General features: G+C 69.8%; 15 protein-coding genes. 10 read left to right on the forward strand and 5 right to left on the reverse strand.

What is annotated here, in order from left to right; all coding sequences use genetic code 11:
* The first annotated feature begins 3 nt into the window (after positions 1–3).
* The 3 genes from IZR01_RS10825 to IZR01_RS10835 all read left to right on the forward strand — a co-directional run bounded on the left by IZR01_RS10825 (position 4) and on the right by IZR01_RS10835 (position 2,506).
* Entirely contained in the window at positions 4–1,014 is a 1,011-nt protein-coding gene (locus IZR01_RS10825) for an aldo/keto reductase (RefSeq protein WP_194923728.1), read from the forward strand.
* A 9-nt stretch (positions 1,015–1,023) separates the two neighbouring features.
* Entirely contained in the window at positions 1,024–1,632 is a 609-nt protein-coding gene (locus IZR01_RS10830; protein WP_194923729.1) for a TetR/AcrR family transcriptional regulator, read from the forward strand.
* 64 nt (positions 1,633–1,696) lie between these two features.
* Positions 1,697–2,506: a TrmH family RNA methyltransferase gene (locus IZR01_RS10835; protein WP_194892630.1), complete on the forward strand. Its 810-nt coding sequence runs from the start codon at positions 1,697–1,699 to the stop codon at positions 2,504–2,506.
* A gap of 354 nt (positions 2,507–2,860) precedes the next feature.
* Here IZR01_RS10835 and IZR01_RS54160 read toward each other — a convergent pair whose 3' ends face one another.
* Positions 2,861–3,310 carry a WhiB family transcriptional regulator gene (locus tag IZR01_RS54160; protein WP_194892629.1) on the reverse strand — a complete coding sequence of 150 codons (450 nt, stop codon included), beginning with the start codon at positions 3,308–3,310 and terminating at the stop codon, positions 2,861–2,863.
* A gap of 696 nt (positions 3,311–4,006) precedes the next feature.
* On the opposite strand from IZR01_RS54160, the gene IZR01_RS10845 reads away from it, so the two are divergent.
* From IZR01_RS10845 to IZR01_RS10855, 3 genes are all read left to right on the forward strand, one after another.
* Entirely contained in the window at positions 4,007–5,509 is a 1,503-nt protein-coding gene (locus tag IZR01_RS10845) for a helix-turn-helix domain-containing protein (protein ID WP_499698274.1), read from the forward strand.
* A 212-nt stretch (positions 5,510–5,721) separates the two neighbouring features.
* Positions 5,722–7,137, forward strand: a complete 1,416-nt coding sequence (locus IZR01_RS10850; protein ID WP_323746973.1) for an FAD-dependent oxidoreductase — start codon at positions 5,722–5,724, stop codon at positions 7,135–7,137.
* Positions 7,138–7,178: 41 nt separating this feature from the next.
* Complete coding sequence (locus IZR01_RS10855; RefSeq protein WP_194923730.1) at positions 7,179–8,126, forward strand: TIGR03621 family F420-dependent LLM class oxidoreductase; 948 nt, start codon at positions 7,179–7,181, stop codon at positions 8,124–8,126.
* A 70-nt stretch (positions 8,127–8,196) separates the two neighbouring features.
* On the opposite strand, the gene IZR01_RS10860 is transcribed toward IZR01_RS10855, so the two are convergent.
* A complete protein-coding gene (locus IZR01_RS10860) occupies positions 8,197–10,392 on the reverse strand; it encodes an MMPL family transporter (RefSeq protein ID WP_194923731.1) in 2,196 nt (731 codons plus the stop codon).
* Positions 10,393–10,619: 227 nt separating this feature from the next.
* On the opposite strand from IZR01_RS10860, the gene IZR01_RS10865 reads away from it, so the two are divergent.
* The 3 genes from IZR01_RS10865 to IZR01_RS10875 are packed head-to-tail and all read left to right on the forward strand — an operon-like array spanning position 10,620 to position 14,491.
* Positions 10,620–11,366, forward strand: a complete 747-nt coding sequence (locus IZR01_RS10865; RefSeq protein WP_194923732.1) for a class I SAM-dependent methyltransferase — start codon at positions 10,620–10,622, stop codon at positions 11,364–11,366.
* A 51-nt stretch (positions 11,367–11,417) separates the two neighbouring features.
* Complete coding sequence (locus tag IZR01_RS10870) at positions 11,418–11,924, forward strand: nucleoside-diphosphate kinase (protein WP_194892624.1); 507 nt, start codon at positions 11,418–11,420, stop codon at positions 11,922–11,924.
* A 56-nt stretch (positions 11,925–11,980) separates the two neighbouring features.
* Complete coding sequence (locus IZR01_RS10875) at positions 11,981–14,491, forward strand: Tex family protein (protein WP_194923733.1); 2,511 nt, start codon at positions 11,981–11,983, stop codon at positions 14,489–14,491.
* A gap of 116 nt (positions 14,492–14,607) precedes the next feature.
* On the opposite strand, the gene IZR01_RS10880 is transcribed toward IZR01_RS10875, so the two are convergent.
* Positions 14,608–14,964, reverse strand: coding sequence for a VOC family protein (locus IZR01_RS10880; protein WP_194892622.1), 357 nt, complete (start codon positions 14,962–14,964; stop codon positions 14,608–14,610).
* Positions 14,965–15,079: 115 nt separating this feature from the next.
* On the opposite strand from IZR01_RS10880, the gene IZR01_RS10885 reads away from it, so the two are divergent.
* Positions 15,080–15,544: a MarR family winged helix-turn-helix transcriptional regulator gene (locus IZR01_RS10885; protein WP_194923734.1), complete on the forward strand. Its 465-nt coding sequence runs from the start codon at positions 15,080–15,082 to the stop codon at positions 15,542–15,544.
* Here the strand turns inward: IZR01_RS10885 and IZR01_RS10890 are convergent.
* Both IZR01_RS10890 and IZR01_RS10895 read right to left on the reverse strand, forming a co-directional pair.
* A complete protein-coding gene (locus IZR01_RS10890; protein ID WP_323746974.1) occupies positions 15,538–16,482 on the reverse strand; it encodes a site-2 protease family protein in 945 nt (314 codons plus the stop codon). The two genes, IZR01_RS10885 and IZR01_RS10890, sit on opposite strands and share 7 nt — an antisense overlap.
* A 113-nt stretch (positions 16,483–16,595) precedes the next feature.
* Complete coding sequence (locus tag IZR01_RS10895) at positions 16,596–19,133, reverse strand: DEAD/DEAH box helicase (protein WP_194923735.1); 2,538 nt, start codon at positions 19,131–19,133, stop codon at positions 16,596–16,598.
* Positions 19,134–19,200: the final 67 nt, after the last annotated feature.

Genomic DNA, 19,200 nt, shown 5'->3' on the forward strand with positions numbered 1-19,200 from the left:
GTCATGACGACGACTGACAGCCCCTCCGCCGCCCGCCAGCTTGGCGCCACCGGCCCTGAAGTGTTCCCGCTCGGTCTTGGCGCCATGGGCATGTCCGCCCTCTACGGCCCGACCGACCGCGACGAGTCCATCGCGACCGTGCACGCCGCCCTGGACGCCGGGATGACCCTGATCGACACCGGCGACTTCTACGGCATGGGTGACAACGAGCTCCTGCTCGCCGACGCGCTGCGCGCCATCCCCCGCGACCGTTACCTGCTGAGCGTGAAGTTCGGCGCCCAGCGCGACCCGGCCGGGGCCTTCATCGGCTTCGACTCCAGCCCGGCCGCGCTGAAGACCTCGCTGGCGTACTCGCTGCGCCGGCTCGACGTGGACCACATCGACATCTACCGCCCGTCCCGGCTGGACCCGCGGGTCCCGATCGAGGAGACCGTCGGTGCCCTGGCCGAGATGGTGCAGGCCGGATACGTCCGGCACATCGGCCTGTCCGAGGTCGGCGCGGACACGCTGCGCCGGGCCGCGGCCGTGCACCCGATCGTGGACCTGCAGATCGAGTACTCGCTGATCTCGCGCGGCATCGAGGACTCGATCCTGCCGGCCGCCCGCGAGCTGGGCATCGGGATCACCGCCTACGGCGTGCTGTCCCGCGGCCTGATCAGCGGCCACTGGAGCAAGGACAGCACGGCCGAGGGCTTCCGTGCCGCCTCGCCGCGGTTCCAGGCCGAGAACCTGGACCACAACCTCGCGCTGGTCGAGACGCTGCGCACGATCGCCGAGCGCAAGGGCGTCACCGTGGCGCAGCTGGCGATCGCCTGGGTCGCGGCGCAGGGCCCGGACATCCTGCCGCTGGTCGGCGCCCGCCGCCGGGACCGGCTCACCGAGTCGCTGGGCTCGCTGGGCGTCACGCTGACCGCCGATGACCTGGCGGAGATCGAGAAGGCCGTGCCCGCCGGCGCGGCGGCCGGCGACCGCTACGAGGCCGGGCAGATGGCCGACCTGGACTCCGAGAAATAGAGTTCAGCGGTGAGCACCAGCAACGCCAGCGGACCCCTGACCCCCGAGCGGATCCTGGAGGCGGCCGAGGAGACCCTGCGCCGCTTCGGCCCGGCAAAGACCACCGTGGTCGATGTCGCGCGGGCGCTCGGCGTCAGCCACGGGTCGGTGTACCGGCACTTCCCGACCAAGGCGGACCTGCGCGATGCCGTAGTCGACCGTTGGCTGCAACGGATGCACCCCTGGCTGTCGGCCGTGGCCCAGGGGGAGGGGGCGGCTGCCGAGCGGGTCCGGCTGGTGCTCTGGACGCTGGCGGAGATGAAGTGGACCCAGTCGCAGAACGACCCGGAGTTCTTCACGGCGTTCGCCGAACTGGCCGAGGAGGCGCGCACGCCGGTGGTGGCGCATGTCGACTTCGTCGTGGCGCAGCTGACGAAGGTGATCGCCGAGGGCGTGGCGCGCGGCGAGATCGCGTCGGCGGACCCGAGGGCGACCGCCCTCGCGGTGTTCGACGCCACCGCCAAGTTCCACAATCCGGCCGCCCGCTCGGAGTGGGTGCGCCCGGCCATCGACGAGGCCTTCGCCAACGTCTGGACGCTGCTGCGCGACGGCCTTCTGCCGCGGCCGCCCGCGGTGTAGGCAAGTCCGGGTGGGCAAGGCCGGATTCCGGTTTGAGCCGCCGGATACGGCAGGATTCGTCGGCGTGGGAGAACTGATCGAAGTCACCGTCCCGTCCGACCCGCGCCTGCACGACTACTCCGGCCTCACCGACGTCGAGCTGCGCAAGGTCCGCGAACCCGCCGAGGGCCTGTTCCTCGCCGAGGGGGAGAAGGTGATCCGCCGCGCCCTGGCCGCCGGCTATCCGATGCGCTCGACGTTGCTGTCGCCGAAGTGGGCGCGGGCGATGCGGCCGCTGATCGATGCCGTCGACGCCCCGGTCTACGTCGGTGACGAGGCGTTGCTGGAGGCGGTGACCGGCTTCCACGTCCACCGCGGCGCCCTGGCCTCGATGCAGCGCACCCCGCTGCCGTCGGCCGGGACCGTGTTGGAGCGCGCGCGCCGCGTCGTGGTCATGGAGGACATCGTCAACCACACCAACCTCGGTGCGATCTTCCGCAGCGCGGCGGCGCTCGGCATGGACGCGGCGCTGCTGACACCGAGTTGTGCGGACCCGCTGTACCGCCGCTCGGTGCGGGTGTCGATGGGGACGGTCTTCGCTCTGCCTTATGCGCGCCTGGATTCCTGGCCCGGGGGCCTGGCGACGTTGGCCGAGCACGGCTTCCGCACCGTCGCGCTGACTCCCGGTCCGACCGCGATCGACTTGCGGGACCTGCGGTTCGGGCCGCGGGACAAGGTCGCGTTGCTGCTCGGAACCGAGGGGGACGGTCTGTCGGATCCGGCGTTGGCGGCCGCGGATCTGCGGGTGCGGATTCCGATGACGGCCGGCGTGGATTCGCTGAATGTGGCGGCCGCGGCGGCGGTCGCTTGTTACGCGATCGCTGCTGGGAGTTGAGTTCTCGCCCGATAGCCGATTGCGTTTTCTCGGAGGTCGGCTGAAATACGGTCAGGTACAACGCGTTAAGTGTTGTTCGGAGCGGATTTCCCGGTAGCCGACGCGTGATGACCCATCAAGCAGGCGCGGGGGATCGGGCGATGATGACTGGGAAAGCCGTGGATCATGTCCGCTGTTGTTTCCCGCGTGCGCGGCGAAAGACAAGCGCCGGGCGGCCTCCCGGCCCACCCGGCGCTTGTCCGTAACGTGGCTGCGTTGCTGTCTTGCCGTGTTGCCGTAAGTCTTCTGTGCTGGGTAAGGCTTTTTCTGCTCTTGTGCTCTTGTGCTCTTGTGCTCTTGTGATCTCGTGGCGGGTCAGGCCGCCACTTCGGTCCCCTCCCTGGCCGCCTGGGCGTCCGCGAAGCCCCGGTCGCGCTGTGTGCCGATGCGGATCGGCACCACGACCGGTCGGGCCCCGGTCGCCGCGCCCCGGCGCCGCCGGGACTCCTCGCCCCGCTCCAGCTCCGTCAATCCGCCCCAGATGCCGAACTGTTCCGGCAACGCCAGCGCGTGCTCAAGGCACTGCTGGCGGACCGGGCAGTCGTCGCACACCCGCTTGGCCGCCGTCTCGCGCTTCTCCCGTTCCCGGATCCGTTCCGAATCCGGGGCGAAGAACACCGCCGCGTCCCCGGACTGGCACAGTCCGCGCTCCTGCCAGCCGAGCTTGAGCTCGGCGATCGGCGGGATCCGGGCCGCCGTCCGGGCCGACGACGAGCGGACCGGTATCGGCCCGACGGCTCCTCGCACCGTGGTCTGCTGAGCCATGGTCGGCTCACCCCCTCCACTGCCTTTAGTTCTACACAGGTTCTGCGCAGGTTTCCCCGCGCACCTGCCGTGACTCACCCGGACGCAGTCGCACCGCCTCTCAGCTGGATGCCGTCAGCGGCAACGCCGGGTTACGGGTGTAACGGATCACGGGCTTGCCGTGTTCCCGCCGAACGGGGCGAAATCTTCTCAGCTCGTTTCGATGAACGGCCCGGTCCCGACCGGTCACGGCACATGCACGCGCGGTTGCACGAGCATCGGCGGATTCACTCGAGAAGGCGGTATGACGCCCGGATGGGGTTCATCGGCGCGGCGGCGGATAAACCACTGGGGGAGGAGAATTTTTCGCACGATGTTATGGCAACAGTGATAGGCCAACTGGCCGCACCATCGGCTGCGCCGCCTCCGATGTCGGCCCCGATCGGCAATGCCGGGCGCCCGGTGCCCTCCGGCCCGGTAAGAAGGAGATTTTTTGCCGAAACCGCCGTCTGTCACAGGGCCCTGATCAGGCTGATCCCGGCTTTCGCAGGTATTCGCCATAGTCCTTTCGGGTGGTTGTACTACCATTGGAGGCTTGTTCGGGTCTAACGTCTGAACCAGCCCTCTGCGACGACCGGCCCACAGGCCGCCGCCGTGTCGGGCTGCGGTCGGCGCGGGGCCGGTCCGCTCCAGGCGCATGGACCGAAGGGTTCTGCCATGCAGGTGGATTCAGGCTCTTCCCCGGGTAAGAAGCCGGCGGGCAACACCGCGCTGAAGGCCTTGCGGCTGTCCCGGCACTGGACTCAGGCCGAATTCGCCGCCGAGTTCGAGAAAGCCTCCCGTGCGCTTGGTAAGGTGCTGTCACTGTCCGTCCGGCAGGTCCGCCGGTGGGAGAGTGAGGATCCGCCGTGTCCGCTCCCGGCGTACCAGCGGGTCTTGGAAGAAGTTTTCGGCGTCTCCGTCGCGCAGATGGGATTCCAGGTCGGATGGTCGGTGCCGTGGGCACCGCGGCCGGAATCGTCGCAGCCACCGACCGCCGCTACTGGGTGTGCAACGGATGCGGAGCCTGAGCAGGACGGGGTAGCTGGGGGAGCCACGCAACACGGACGGATGGCAGGGCTGTGCCGCACACGGCCCGCCGACCGATCTGGAGGGCACGACCCAGTGAAGCGACGAGAGTTCGTCACCAGCGCCGCAGCGGCGCTGACCGTGGCCGGGGCAGGTGAGTCCGCGTACGCCGCCGAGGCCTCTGAACGGCTCCCGGCCGCCGCCGACCCGGCCGGCCGCGCGGTCCCGTTCGACCGCCAGATGGTGGACGGCTACGAGTTCATCACCAGCCAACAGCGGTCCCTGTACTACACGGTCCCCCCGGCCCGCATGTACTCCCCGGCGGTGGCGCATGCCCAGCTCGGGGCGGCGCTGCTGAGCGGAACCGGACCGCAGACCCAGCGCTCCCGGCTGGCCGGCTCGCTGGCCGAGGCCTCGCTGCTGGCCGCCCGGCTGGCGTTCTTCGACCTGAAGAAGACCGAGCCGGCCCGCATGCACTACCGCAACGCACTGGTCGCCGCCCGCGAGGCCGACGACCACCAGCTGGGCTCGGCGATCCTGGCGCACCTGGCCTTCGTCCCGGCCTGGGACGGCAAGGCCGGGGAGTCCCGGGACCTGATGCGCGCCGCCTACGCGCACGCCGCCCGCGGGGTCAGCGCGGTCCAGCGCTCCTGGCTGCACGCCGTGGACGCCGAGATCGAGGCCCGGCTGGGCGATCACAAGCGCGCGGTCGACCTGATCGGCAGGGCGGAGGAGGCCCTGTCGGACGCCGACCGCTCCAGCGTCCCGGACCCGGAGTGGCTGGACTACTTCGACGCCACCCGCCTCAACGGATTCAAGGGTTTCTGCCACATCAACGGCGGCAGTCCGGAACTGGCCCAGGAAGCGCTGCTGTGCTCGCTGATGGCGCTCAAGCCCAACGAGGCCAAGCAGCGCACCATCGTGCTGGCCGACATGGCGGACATCCACGTGCGCACCAAGGAGATCGAGCAGGCCTGCGTCACGTTGGAGCGGGCCCTGGTGAACCTGGACAAGCACTGGTACGGCATCGGCTGGGACCGGATCTACAACGTGCGCCGCAAGATGGACAACTTCGGGGACACCCGCTCGGTCCGGGAACTGGACATGCGGATGAACTCTTCGTGGGGCGCGACGATGCGCCTGGCGACCTGAGCCGGCGGACCGGGGGTCCAGGACTGGTCAGCAGGGGATCCGCCGCTGATGGTGGCCGGGTGGCCATCGGCGGATCCCCCGGCTTCTCGGCTCCGCGATCGCCGTGAGTGCGCAGGCCGCACCGTTGCCGGTGCTCTGGACTCCAAGCGTTTGCGGGCGCTACGTTCCCAGGCGTGTCAGAGAACCGAGATAAAGACATTGATAGTCGAGGCGTGGTCGTGGTCGGCGCCGGTCCCACCGGACTGTTGCTGGCCGGCGATCTGGCGGCGGCCGGCATCCCGGTGACGCTGCTGGAGCGACGGCATCCGGGCCGCTCCAACCTGAGCCGCGCGCTGGTCGTGCACGCGAGCACCTTGGAAGCCCTGGACTCCCGGGACATCGCCGCCCCGCTGATCGAGCGCGGCGCGCCGGTGCGGTCGCTGCGGTTGTTCGACACCGCGGTCGTGGACGTCTCAGAGCTGCCCACGCCCTATCCGTACCTGCTGGTGGTGCCGCAGTACGAGACCGAGGCCGTGCTGTACGAGCGGCTGGAACGGCTCGGCGTCCGGATCCGGTACGAGACCGAGGTCGTCGGCCTGCGCCAGGACCTGGACGGTGTGACCGTGACGGTCCGCGAGGCGTCCGGCACCCGCGAAGAACGCGCCGCCTACGTCGTCGGCACCGACGGCAGCCGCAGCGCGGTCCGCTCGCTGCTCGGCGTGGAGTTCCCCGGGCACACCGTGGTGGCCTCGGTGATGCTGGTGGACGCGAAGCTGTCCCACCCGCCGCAGACCCGCATCGCGACCAACACCGACGGCGACAAGTTCGCCTTCGTGGCCCCGTTCAAGGACGGCTACCACCGCGTCATCTGCTGGGACCAGAAGCACGCCAAGGCCGAGACCGAGCCGGTGGAACTGGCCGAGGTGCGCGACATCCTGCGCGAGACCCTGGGCTCGGACTTCGGGATGGGCGAACCGCGCTGGTCCAGCCGCTTCCACAGCGACGAGCGGCAGGCCGAGCGCTACCGGGTCGGGCGCGTGTTCCTGGCCGGCGACGCCGCGCACACCCACAGCCCGGCCGGCGGCCAGGGCATGAACACCGGCCTGCTGGACGCCGCCAATCTGTCGTGGAAGCTGATCGCGGTCCTGCGCGGGCGGGCCGGCGAGGGGCTGCTGGACAGCTATGAGCGCGAGCGCCATCCGGTCGGTGCCGCGGTGATCAAGGGATCGGGCCGGCTGCTGCGGGCCGCGCAGATCAAGATGACGCCGGCCCGCAAGGCCCGGAACCTGGCGATGCACTTCGCCCTCGGGCGACCGGCGGTGAACCGACGGATCGGCTTCGCCCTGTCGGGACTGTGGATCACGTATCCGGCTCCCCGCGGCGCCCACGCACTGACCGGGCACCGAGCCGGGGACGTGGCGCTGACCGGCACGCCCGCGCGCCTGCTGGAAGCGTTGCGCAGCGGCGGTTTCGTGCTGCTGGCTCCGCCGGAGCTGCATGCGGTGGCGGCCGCAGCGGGGGTCTCGGCGGCGGTGCCGGCAGACGGCGGTCCGGTGCGGCTGGTCCGGCCGGACGGCTATATCGGGTGGGCGGCCGAGGCGCCGAGTGCCCAGGAGGTCGCGGCGGCGATCGCCGCTTCCGGGGCCTGAGAACCAGTCACAGACCATCACGTTCCTGGAAGATGGCGGCCATGCGTCCCTTTCGTTTCCTCGCGGCGATCGACGACGACGAGGCGTTCTCCGACCTGATCCCGTTCGCCCGCAAGGCCGAGGCGATGGGCTACTCCGCCTTCGTGATCCCCGACCACCTCATGGGCCTGGCCCCGCTGCTCCCGCTGGCGCAGGTCGCGGCGGTGACCGAGCGCCTGCGGGTCGGCACCTTCGTCCTCAACAACAGCCTGCGGCACCCGGCGGTGCTGGCCCAGGAGTTGGCGACCCTCGACCGGTTGTCGAACGGCCGCCTGGACATCGGGATCGGCGCCGGGTGGAACAAGCCCGAATACGACGCGATCGGCATCCCCTTCGAGCCGGTCGGCGTGCGCATCAAGAAGCTGGCCGAGGCGATCGCGGTCATCAAGGGCAGCTTCACCGAGGGGCCGTTCTCCTTCGCCGGCGAGTACTACACGATCACCGATCTGGCCGATATCCCGGCCCCGGTGCAGCGGCCGCATCCGCCGTTCTTCCTCGGCGGGGGCGGCAAGCGGTTCCTGACGCTGGCCGGCCGGCAGGCCCAGATCGTCGGGCTGGCGCCGCGCCTCGTGATCGGCGAGGGTGCTCCCCGCCTGGACGCGCCGAGTATCACCGCGGCGGCGACCGAGGAGAAGATCGGCTGGATCCGGGCCGCCGCGGGCGACCGCTTCGACGAGATCGAGCTGAACACCTATCCGACCGGCGGGCCCATCGTCGTCACCGCCGAGCCCCGGATCGAGGCGCGGCGCCGCGTCGACCGGATCCGCGAGCAGACCGGCGTCGAGCTGAGCGTCGAGGAGGTCCTGGAGTCGCCGCACACCTTCGTCGGCAGCGCCAAGGACCTGACGCGCAAGTTCCTGGAGCTGCGCGAACGCTTCGGGATCAGCTCGTTCCTGATCGACGATCTGGACGCCATGGCGCCGGTCGTGGAACAACTCGCCGGGCAGTAGCGGGCACAAGGCGATGGGGAGGTTCCCGGTCGGGAACCTCCCCATCGCCGTCGCTCAGCTACAGCGGCACCTACACCAGCACGCTGTCATCCGAGGAGCGCGCGGCGGCCAGCGTCCCGCCGTCGGGCTCGTCGGACCGGGACAGCCGCGAGGGCCACCACATCACCTTGCCGATGTCCAGCGTGAGCGCCGTGACCAGCACCGACCGCACGATCATGGTGTCCAGCAGCACCCCGAGCGCGACCGCGAAGCCGATCTCGGCGAACGGCACGATCGGCAGCGTGGCCAGCACCCCGAAGGTGGCGGCCAGCACCAGTCCGGCCCAGGTGATCACGCCGCCGGTGGCCGACAGGCCGACCAGCGCGCCGCGCCGGGTGCCGCGCCGGACCGACTCCTCCCTGATGCGGGTCATCAGGAAGATGTTGTAGTCGATACCCAGTGCCACCAGGAACACGAAGCCGAACAGCGGCATCCCGATGTCCACGCCGTGCCAGCCCAGGCCCTTGAACACCAGGGCGCTGATGCCCAGCGAGGCGCCGAAGGACAGGATGACCGTCAGGATCAGCAACAGCGGTGCCAGGAAGGCGCGCAGCAGCAGGCCCAGGATGATGAACACCGCCAGCAGGATCAGCGGGATGATCAGCTTGCTGTCGTGGCTGGAGGCGCGGGCGATGTCCAGCGTCACCGCCGGGCCGCCGCCGACCACCGCGTTGGCGCCCGGGATCGAGTGCACCGCGGTACGGACCCGGTCGACCGTGTTCTGCGCGGCCTTGGAGTCCGGGGCGTCGGTCAGCGCCGCCTCGACGTAGAAGTGCCCGTTGACGACCGGGTTCTTCAGGGTCTTCGGGACCTCGACGCCGTTCGGGTCGACCCCCGGGACCGTCTTCAGCTTCGCCACGACCGCGTCCGCCTGGGCGGCATCGCCGATGACGGCCAGCGGCTGCCCGGAGTTGTCCGGGAAGTACTGGGCCTGCACCTCGGCGCCGGTCACGGAGGCGGGCTTGGTGACGAACTGCTCGGCCACCGTCTGCTGGTGGGCGTTGAGCTCGGCGATGCCGCCGGCCAGCGCGACCAGGACCACCGCGGTGCCCACCCACACGGCGCGCGGCCGGACCGCGATCCGCTTGCCCATGCGGGCCCAGACACCGTGCTGGGTCGGCTCGTCGGAGCCGAACGTCGGGCGCACCGGCCAGAACACCCAGCGGCCGACGATCACCAGCAGCGCCGGCATCAGGGTCAGCATCGCGCACAGCGCGATGATCACGCCGATGGCCAGGACCGGGCCCATGCCCTTGGTCGAGTTCATCTCGGCGACCAGCAGGATCAGCATGCTGACGGCCACCGTGGCGGAGCTGGCGACCAGAGCGGGCCCGGCTCGGTGCACGGCGTGCGCCATCGCCTCGTGCCGGTCCTCGTACCGCCTGAGCTCTTCTCGATATCTCGCGATGAGCAGTAGTGCGTAGTCGGTGCCCGCTCCGAACACCAAGACGATCAAGATGAACGCGGCTTGCCCGTTCACCGTCAGACCCGCGTGTTTGGCCAGGAGGTAGATCACCGACTCGGCCACGGTCAGGGCGGCGCCGCCGACTGTGATCAGCGGGAGCAGCCACAGGATCGGGCTGCGATAGGCGATCAGCAGGATGATGATCACCGCGAACCCGGTGAAGTAGGTCAGCGAGCCGTTGATCTTCTTGAAGGCGTCGGCTTCGTCGCCGGCTTCACCCATCGGCCCGGTGACGTAGGTCTGGAGGCCGGCGGTGGGCGGGCCGAGCGCGGCCTTCATGGCCGCGACGGTGTCCGGAAACTTGTTCCAGCCGTCGCTGCCGGGGTTCACCGGCACGATGATCTGGATCGCCTTGCCGGCGTTCGGGCCGGTGGTCAGCGCGATGACCTGGACGGCGCTGTGCACCACCAGGTCCAGGTTCTTCGCCGGCGGGTCCTGCTCCATGACCGCCGCGGCGTGCTGGGCCTGGGCCTTGTCGGCGTCGGTCAGCCCGGTCGACCGGGCGTAGAGCAGGATCGCCGGGTACCAGTTCGGGTGGAAGTCACCCTCGATCTTCAGTTCCTTCGTGGATTCGGCACTCTTGGGCAGCCAAGACGTGGTGTCGTTCTTCTGGGCGCCGTTCAGCTTCGTGGCGAAGCTGCCCAGGGCGATGATCACCACCAGCCAGGCGGCGAACACCGCCCACTTGGATCTGCGCCCGGACACGACCCGGGCGAAGACACCCGGTTCCGAATCCGCGTTGGTCAACGCGTTACCACTCACGAAAGAGCCCCCTCAGGCTATCGCGACCTGGAGTCCGCGGACGGTCCCCACCCCTATGTGCGGGTCCGACTCGCGGACTCGTTACCCGCCTATTGTGACACGCGATACAACGCGATTTTGCAACCGCGAGGTTAACGACAGGCACTCGACGGTGAGCAGCGAAGTTCCTGCTAGGAACAGTGGAAACCAGTGGACGGCGCCGGCTTTCGGCGGCTATAGCTGTCCGAGTGGATCAGGACTCGCAGACCTTCACCGACGATGATTCAGCTCTCGTATACGACCTGGAGAACCCCTGGGACCCCGACTGGCCGGCCGACCGCTTCTACTCCGACGCGGTCGCCGCCGCCGAGACGGTCCTCGACGTGGGCTGCGGCACCGGGAGCATGCTGCACGCGGCCCGGGCCGCCGGGCACACCGGCCGGTTCGTCGGCGTCGATCCGGACGAGTCGATGCTGGCCCGGGCCCGGCGCCGGACGGACATCGAGTGGGTCCGGGCGAGCGCCGCAGAGCTGGCCTACGCCGAGGAGTTCGACCTCGCCGTGATGGCCAGCAACGCCTTCCAGTGCTTCGTCACCGACGAGGAGCTGCGGGCCTCGCTGGCCGCGATCCGCCGGGCGCTGGTCGGCGGCGGCACGTTCGTGTTCGGCACCCGCCATCTCCAGGGCCGGGCCTGGGAGGAGTGGAATCCCGCGAACGCCGGGAACCTCACGCTGCCCGACGGCCGCGAGATCCGCGGCTGGTATCAGGTGGAACGGGTCGACGGCCCCCGGGTGACGTTCACCGAGACCACCGCGCTCCCGGACGGCGCCCCGCTGCGCGTCTCCGGCACGACGCTGCGCTTCCACACCCCCGAGACACTGAACCCGTTCCTGGAAGAAGCCGGTTTCCGGATCCAGGAGCAGTACGGCGACTGGCGGCGCGGGCCGCTGACGGCGGACAGCCGCGAAATCATCACCGTCGCGCGCGCCCAATAAGATGCTTACAGAAGTATCGGAAACATCGTCGAAGAGCGAAGGACCACGCATATGACCGACAACGGCGCCCCCGTCGAGCGGACGCTCGTCCTGCTCAAGCCCGACGCCGTGGCGCGCGGCACGATGGGACGGGTCCTGACCCGGTTCGAGGACGCGCTGCTGAAGGTGGTCGGCTCCAAGATGGTCTGGATGGACGCCGATCTGACCCGCAAGCACTACTTCGACCTGGAGGAGCGCTTCGGCGCCGGCGTCTACAACGCCACCGCGGCCTTCATGCAGTCCGGTCCGGTGCTGGCCCTGGTCCTGGAGGGCATCGACGCGGTCAAGACGGTCCGCAAGCTGGTCGGCTCCACCTACCCGAACGAGGCCGCCCCGGGCACCATCCGCGGCGACTTCGCGCACCAGAACAAGGCCTACGCCACCGCCAACGGCATCGCCGTGGCCAACCTGGTGCACGCCTCGGGCAACCTCGACGAGGCCAAGCAGGAAGTCGCGCTGTGGTTCCCCGACGAAGAACTCTTCGAGTACTCGACGGTCGCGGAGAAGTTCGTCCTCTAGTCGCTAGGATCGCTCTCGCGAGATAGCAGGCTTTTCACCTGGCGGGAGTACCACGCGTGGCAGCGACAGCAGCGTCCATCCACCTGCGCATCGCCGAGGAGCTCGGCGTCGTCGACCGGCAAGTCCGGGCGGCCGTCGAGCTCCTGGACGGCGGCGCGACCGTGCCATTCGTCGCGCGGTACCGCAAGGAGGTGACCGAGGGCCTGGACGACGCGCAGTTGCGCACGCTGGAGGAGCGGCTGCGCTATCTGCGCGAGATGGAGGAGCGCCGGGAGGCGATCCTGGAGTCCATCCGCAGTCAGGGCAAGCTCGATGAGGCGCTGGAGGCGCAGATCCTCGCCGCGGACTCCAAGTCCCGGCTGGAGGACATCTACCTCCCGTTCAAGCCCAAGCGGCGGACCAAGGCGATGATCGCCCGGGAGGCCGGGCTGGAGCCGCTGGCCGACGCGCTGCTCGCCGATCCGAACCTCGATCCGACCGGCACCGCCGCAGACTACGTGGATGCCGACAAGGGCGTGGCCGACGCCGCCGCGGCCCTGGACGGCGCCCGCTCGATCCTGGTCGAGCGGTTCGGTGAGGACGCCGACCTGATCGGCGCGCTGCGCGAGCGCATGTGGGAATCCGGCCGGCTGACCTCCAAGGTCCGCGAGGGCAAGGAGGAGGCCGGCGCGAAGTTCTCCGACTACTTCGACTTCGCCGAGCCCTTCACCGCGTTGCCGTCGCACCGCATCCTGGCGCTGCTGCGCGGGGAGAAGGAGGAGGTCCTGGACCTCACCTTCGACCCCGAGCCCGAGGATGCCGAGCCCGGTGCGCCGGTGACGCAGAGCGGCTACGAGGTCCGGATCGCCAAGAACTTCGCCGTGCCCTCGCCGAGCACGGCCGGCGCCGGGGTGAAGTGGCTGAACGACACCGTGCGCTGGGCCTGGCGCACCCGCATCCTGGTCCGGCTGGGCGTGGACGTCCGGATGCAGCTGTGGACGCTGGCCGAGGACGAGGCGGTCCGGGTCTTCGCCGCCAACCTGCGCGACCTGCTGCTGGCCGCCCCGGCCGGCACCCGCGCCACCATGGGCCTGGACCCGGGCTACCGGACCGGCGTGAAGGTCGCCGTGGTCGACGCCACCGGCAAGGTGGTCGCCACCGACGTCATCTACCCGCACGTCCCGCAGAACAAGTGGAGCGAGGCGCTGGCCAAGCTGGCCTCGCTGTGCAAGGTGCACAAAGTCGAGCTGATCGCGTTCGGCAACGGCACCGCCTCGCGCGAGACCGACAAGCTCGCCATGGAATTGGTCGCCGGGCTGCCGGAGCTGAAGCTGACGAAGATCATGGTCTCCGAGGCCGGCGCCTCGGTGTACTCGGCGTCGGCGTTCGCCTCGCAGGAACTGCCGGACATGGACGTCTCGCTGCGCGGCGCGGTGTCCATCGCCCGGCGGCTCCAGGACCCGCTGGCCGAGCTGGTGAAGATCGACCCGAAGTCGATCGGCGTCGGCCAGTACCAGCACGACCTGGCCGAGGGGAAGCTGTCGCGCTCGCTGGACGCGGTGGTCGAGGACTGTGTGAACGCGGTCGGCGTGGACGTCAACACCGCCTCGGCACCGCTGCTGACCAGGGTGTCGGGCATCGGCTCCTCGCTGGCGGACAACATCGTGGCGCACCGCGACGCCAACGGCCCGTTCGCCACCCGCGGCGCCATCAAGAGCGTGCCGCGGCTGGGCGCCAAGGCCTTCGAGCAGTGCGCGGGCTTCCTGCGCATCCCCGGCGGCGACGACCCGCTGGACGCCTCCTCGGTGCACCCGGAGGCCTACCCGGTGGTGCGCCGGATCCTGTCGACGACCGGCGCCGGCATCAAGGAGCTGATCGGCGACACCACGACCCTGCGCGCGCTGAAGCCGGCGCAGTTCGCCGACGACACCTTCGGCGTCCCGACCGTGACGGACATCCTCGCCGAGTTGGAGAAGCCGGGCCGCGACCCGCGCCCGGCGTTCAAGACGGCGACCTTCAAGGAGGGCGTCGAGAAACTCAGCGACCTGGAGCCCGGGATGCTGCTGGAGGGCGTGGTCACCAACGTCGCGGCCTTCGGCGCCTTCGTCGACGTCGGCGTCCACCAGGACGGCCTGGTGCACATCTCGGCGCTGTCCAAGACCTACGTCAAGGACCCGCGCGACGTGGTGAAGCCCGGTGACGTGGTGCGGGTGAAGGTGCTGGACGTGGACGCGGCGCGCAAGCGGATCGCGCTGACGCTGCGGCTGGACGACGAGGCCGGGAGCGGGTCCGGCGGGCCGGGGCGGCAGCGGCAGTCCGCGGAGAACGGCGGTGGTGGCGGCGGTCGCGGGCGCGATGGCCGCGGCGGCGGTGGCGGCGACCGGCGGAGCGGGAACGGCGGCCAGGGCGGCGGCGGTGACCGGCGCGGTGGCGGTGGCGGTGGTGGCAACAGCGGCGGCGGCGGTGGCGGCGGCAACGGCGGTAACAGCGGTGGCAATGGCGGCGGTCGCGGCGGCGATCGGCGCGGCGGGAACAGCGAGCCGCAGGGTGCGCTGGCCGACGCGCTGCGCCGGGCCGGACTGGCGTAGCCGGCCGGACTTCGAGCGCCCGTCGCGGAATCCGCGGCGGGCGCTCACGGTTCGGCGGTGCCTGGTGATGCCTGGTGATGCCTGACCGTGCCTGACGGCGACGCCCGCGTGGGCCGTCAGCTGTGCAGCGTGACGACATACCCGTCGGGATCGGCGAACGCGAAGGTCCGGCCGAACGGGCCGTCGAACGGCTCGGTCACGATCCGCACGCCGTGTTCGACCAGGTCGGCGTGGATCTTGTCGACGTCCTCGGCCTTGAGCCACAGCACCACGCCCCAACCGAGCTTGTCGGCGGCGTCCAGGTCGACCACGGGTTCGCGCACCGCGAACGGGATCGGCCGGGTGTCGAACACCACTCCGTGCGGCGGGGAGACGGGCGCGCGGGTGAGCCCGAGCCGCTCCTCGTAGAAGCGAGCGGACGCTTCCAAGTCGTGTACCTGCAATGCGACGAACGACGGGCCGGTGACAGCCATGACGGCACCACTCCTTTGATGTCAGGGAACCTGATATCCAGCGTAGGCTCGAACCCCGAACTATGCAAGGTAACCTGATATCAATCGATCGGACCGAAGGCGAAGGAGGGGGAGCATGGGTGAGGCGTACCAGCCGCGGGACACCGTCGACCGGCCCGGCTACCTGATCAAGAAGGCCCAGGCCGCGCTCAACGCCCAGATGACCCGGGCGCTCCACGAGTACGGCGTCACCCTCACCCAGTTCGCCGTGCTCACGGCCCTGGCCGAGGAACCGGGCCTGTCCAACGCCGAACTGGCACGACGCGCCTTCATCACCCCGCAGAGCATGAACGAGAACCTGCGCGACCTCGAACAGCGCGGCTGGGTCGTCCGCAGCAGGCATCCCAACCACGGGCGGATCTTGCAGACCGAACTCACCGACGAGGGACGCGAAACCCTTCAGGCCTGCGACGCGGCGGTGACCGTCATCGAACAGCACATGCTGGCCGGGCTCGACACCGGTCAGCGCCGCCAGCTCGGTGCGGCGCTGCGGGCCTGTATCGCCGCATTGACCCCCGTGAATGCAGCGGGGACTCAGTAGCTGATCGTGTCCCAGAACCTGAACAAGTGGTACCCGAAGAATTGGCCGTTGACCGGGGTGCGCCCATTCAGGATGTCCTGAGCCCACTTGGCGATGAAGTTCCGGTCCGGGCCGAGGGCGTAGAGCAGCGCGAAGACGAGGAGGATGCCGTAGGGCGCGATCTGCGCGCCCATGCGGCGCCAGTCGGCGTTGAGGAAGGGCTCGATGATGCCGTAGCCGTCCAGGCCGGGGATCGGGAGCAGGTTCAGTATCGCGCTGGCGACCTGGATGTAAGCCAGGAACGTCAAGGCGGACCAGAGGGCGCCGGCGTGGGCGGGGATGCTGGGGTACAGGATGTAGCCCGGCCCCCACACCTTGAGCACCACGATCAGTACGATCGAGAACACCACGTTCACCGCCGGTCCCGCCGCCGAGACCAGCGAGTCCTTCCACTTCCCGCGCAGCCGGTGCGACTCGATCATCACCGCGCCGCCGGGCAGGGGCAGGCCGCCGATCAGCAGGAAGAACAGCGGCAGCACGAAGGTCAGCACCGGGTGCCCGTAGACGCGCGGGTCCAGGCGCAGGTAGCCCTTGCCGGCCACGGTGTGGTCGCCGCCCCAGTAGGCGGCCGCGGCGTGCATGAACTCGTGCAGGCACAGCGAGACCAGCCAGCCGGAGAGCACGAAGATGAACACCCCGGCGCGGTCGCTGCCGTAGCCCTTGTACAGCGCGATCCCGCTGGCCACGAAGCAGGCGACGAGCGCCAGGAAGATCGGCGAGATCCCGCCGCCGCGCGCGGACTGGGACCAGTCCGGCCGGTACTCGCCGGGCTTGATCAGGCGCAGGTTCTTGCGGGCCATCGGGTCACTCACCTCGGGGGTCGGCTGGGTCGTCGTCTCGTCGCGCACGGCGGTCGGTCGCGCGGGACGGTCGGTCGTGCGCTGCGGTCGGTGTTGCACGGCGATCGGTCTTACACGGCAGTCGGTCGTGCGCGGCGGTCATCGGTGCCGCCGCGCCATCGTAGGTCCTCCAACCGACCAACGCGGCAGGGTCGCGGAACGATCCCGGGGTGCTACAGCTGGTTCACGGCGGTGACGGTCACCACGGCCGTGCCCGCCTCGTCGCTGGCCGCCAGGTCCACCTCGGCGCTGATGCCCCAGTCGTGGTAGCTCTCGGGGTCGTCGAAGATCTGCCGGACCAGCCAGGTGCCCGGCCGGTCCTCCGGCTTCTCGTCGATGACCAGCAGCTTCGGGCCGCGGGCGTCCGGACCGGTGCCGAGCTCGTCGTGGGTGTCGAAGTAGTCTTCGATCGCGTAGTACCACTTCTCGGAGTCCCAGCCGGAAGCCGCGTCCAACTCGCCGAGGTCGTCGTACTTCCTCAACGCGAAGAGCTCGACGCGGTGGAACAGCTCGTTGCGGACCATGACCCGGAACGCGCGGGCGTTCGCGGTGACCGGGGGCGGGCGCTCGTCGAAGTTGTGCGGAGAGACGGCCGGGGCTTCCTCGCCCGGGTTGACCAGTTCCTCCCACTCGTCGAGCAGCGAGGAGTCGACCTGCCGGACCATCTCACCGAGCCACTCGATGAGGTCGTTGGCCTCGTCGTCGCGCATCTCCTCGGGCACCGTGTGCTTGAGCGCCTTGTAGGCGTCCGCGAGGTAGCGCAGGAGGAGTCCTTCGGAGCGCGGCAGCGTATAGAAGCTCACGTACTCCGCGAAGGTCATGGCGCGCTCGAACATGTCCCGCGCCACGGACTTCGGGGCGACCTCGTAGTCCGCGACCCACGGGGAGCTGCGCTTGTAGACGTCGTAGGCCGCCTCTAGGAGTTCCTGTAGCGGCTTGGGATACCCGACGTTCTCAAGGAGCTCCATCCGCTCCTCGTACTCGATCCCGTCCGCCTTCATCTGCGCGACGGCCTCGCCGCGCGCCTTGTTCTGCTGTGCGGACAGCACCTGCCGCGGGTTGTCCAGCGTCGACTCGATGACCGACAGGACGTCCAGCGCGTACGTAGGCGACTCCGGCTCCAGCAGCTCCAGCGTGGCCAGCGCGAACGGCGACAGCGGCTGGTTCAGGGCGAAGTCGAACTGGAGGTCCTTGGTCAGGCGCACGGTCCGGCCCTGCTCGTCCGGCTCGTCCAGGCGCTCGACGATCCCGGCGGCCAGCAGGCCGCGGTAGATGGCGATGGCCTTGCGGATCAACTTCAGCTGGGACTTGCGGTCCTCGTGGTTGTCCTGCAGCAGGTGCCGCATCGCCTCGAAGGCGTTGCCGGGCCGGCTGATGACGTTCAGCAGCATCGCGTGGCTGACCTGGAAGCTGGAGGTCAGCGGCTCCGGTTCGGCGCCGACCATGCGCTCGAAGCTCGGCTTGCCCCAGGAGACGAAGCCCTCCGGCGCCTTGACCCGGACCACCCGCGAGAGCTTCTTCTTGTCGCCGCCGGCTTTCGTGACGCGCTTGGCGTTCTCCACTTCGTGCTCGGGTGCCTGCGCCACCACGTAGCCGGCGCTGTCGTAGCCGGCCCGGCCCGCGCGCCCGGCGATCTGGTGGAACTCGCGGGCCTTGAGCTGCCGGGTCCGCACGCCGTCGTACTTGGTCAGCCCGGTGAACAGCACGGTGCGGATCGGCACGTTGATGCCGACGCCCAGGGTGTCGGTGCCGCAGATCACCTTCAGCAGCCCGGCCTGCGCCAGCAGCTCCACCAGGCGCCGGTACTTCGGCAGCATGCCCGCGTGGTGCACGCCGATCCCGTGCCGGACCAGCCGCGAGAGCGTCTTGCCGAAGCCGGCGGTGAACCGGAAGTTGCCGATCATGTCGGCGATCTTGGCCTTCTCCTCCTTGGTGCACACGTTGACGCTCATCAGCGCCTGCGCGCGCTCGATGGCCGCGGCCTGGGTGAAGTGCACGACGTAGATCGGCGCCTGGTTGGTCTGCAGGAGGTCTTCCAGCGTCTCGTGCAGCGGCGTCTCTGAATAGGAGTAGTACAGAGGCACCGGACGCTGCCCGGAGGAGACCACCGCGGTCGGGCGGCCGGTGCGCCGGGTGAGGTCCTCCTCGAACCGGGCGACGTCGCCCAGCGTCGCCGACATCAGCACGAACTGCGCGTTCGGCAGTTCCAGGATCGGTACCTGCCAGGCCCAGCCGCGGTCCGGTTCGGCGTAGAAGTGGAACTCGTCCATCACCACCTGGCCGATGTCTGCCTCGGCGCCGTCGCGCAGCGCGTGGTTGGCCAGCACCTCGGCGGTGCAGCAGATGATCGGCGCGTTCGGGTTCACACTGGCGTCGCCGGTGAGCATCCCGACCTTGTCCGCGCCGAACATGGCGCACAGCGAGAAGAACTTCTCGCTCACCAGCGCCTTGATCGGCGCGGTGTAGTAGGTGCGCTGCCGGGGGTCGTCACGGTAGCGGGCCAGCGCGGCGAAGTGCGCGCCGGCGGCGACCAGCGACTTGCCGGAGCCGGTGGGGGTGGACAGGATCAGGTTGGCCCCGGTGACCACCTCCAGCAGCGCCTCCTCCTGGGCTGGATACAGCGTGATCCCCTGCTCGCCGGCCCACTCGCTGAAGGCGTCGAAGAGCGCGTCGGGGTCGTCGGTGGCGGGCAGGCGATCGGTGAGGGTCATAGTGCGTTCAACAATATGCGCTCGCCGGGGCATCCCGGGGTGTCCCCGGGCACGTGAATGATCCTCA

It is taken from the genome of Catenulispora pinisilvae (genome assembly GCF_015356865.1).
In the GTDB taxonomy this organism is placed as follows: Bacteria; Actinomycetota; Actinomycetes; order Streptomycetales; family Catenulisporaceae; genus Catenulispora; species Catenulispora pinisilvae.

Bases quoted from the DNA above. Each gene is read 5' to 3' on its own strand.
- IZR01_RS10895 (WP_194923735.1), bottom strand. From the start codon at position 19,133: ATGACCCTCACCGATCGCCTGCCCGCCACCGACGACCCCGACGCGCTC.
- IZR01_RS10825 (WP_194923728.1), top strand. From the start codon at position 4: ATGACGACGACTGACAGCCCCTCCGCCGCCCGCCAGCTTGGCGCCACC.
- IZR01_RS54160 (WP_194892629.1), bottom strand. From the start codon at position 3,310: ATGGCTCAGCAGACCACGGTGCGAGGAGCCGTCGGGCCGATACCGGTC.
- IZR01_RS10870 (WP_194892624.1), top strand. From the start codon at position 11,418: ATGACCGACAACGGCGCCCCCGTCGAGCGGACGCTCGTCCTGCTCAAG.
- IZR01_RS10855 (WP_194923730.1), top strand. From the start codon at position 7,179: ATGCGTCCCTTTCGTTTCCTCGCGGCGATCGACGACGACGAGGCGTTC.
- IZR01_RS10885 (WP_194923734.1), top strand. From the start codon at position 15,080: ATGGGTGAGGCGTACCAGCCGCGGGACACCGTCGACCGGCCCGGCTAC.
- IZR01_RS10845 (WP_499698274.1), top strand. From the start codon at position 4,007: ATGCAGGTGGATTCAGGCTCTTCCCCGGGTAAGAAGCCGGCGGGCAAC.
- IZR01_RS10880 (WP_194892622.1), bottom strand. From the start codon at position 14,964: ATGGCTGTCACCGGCCCGTCGTTCGTCGCATTGCAGGTACACGACTTG.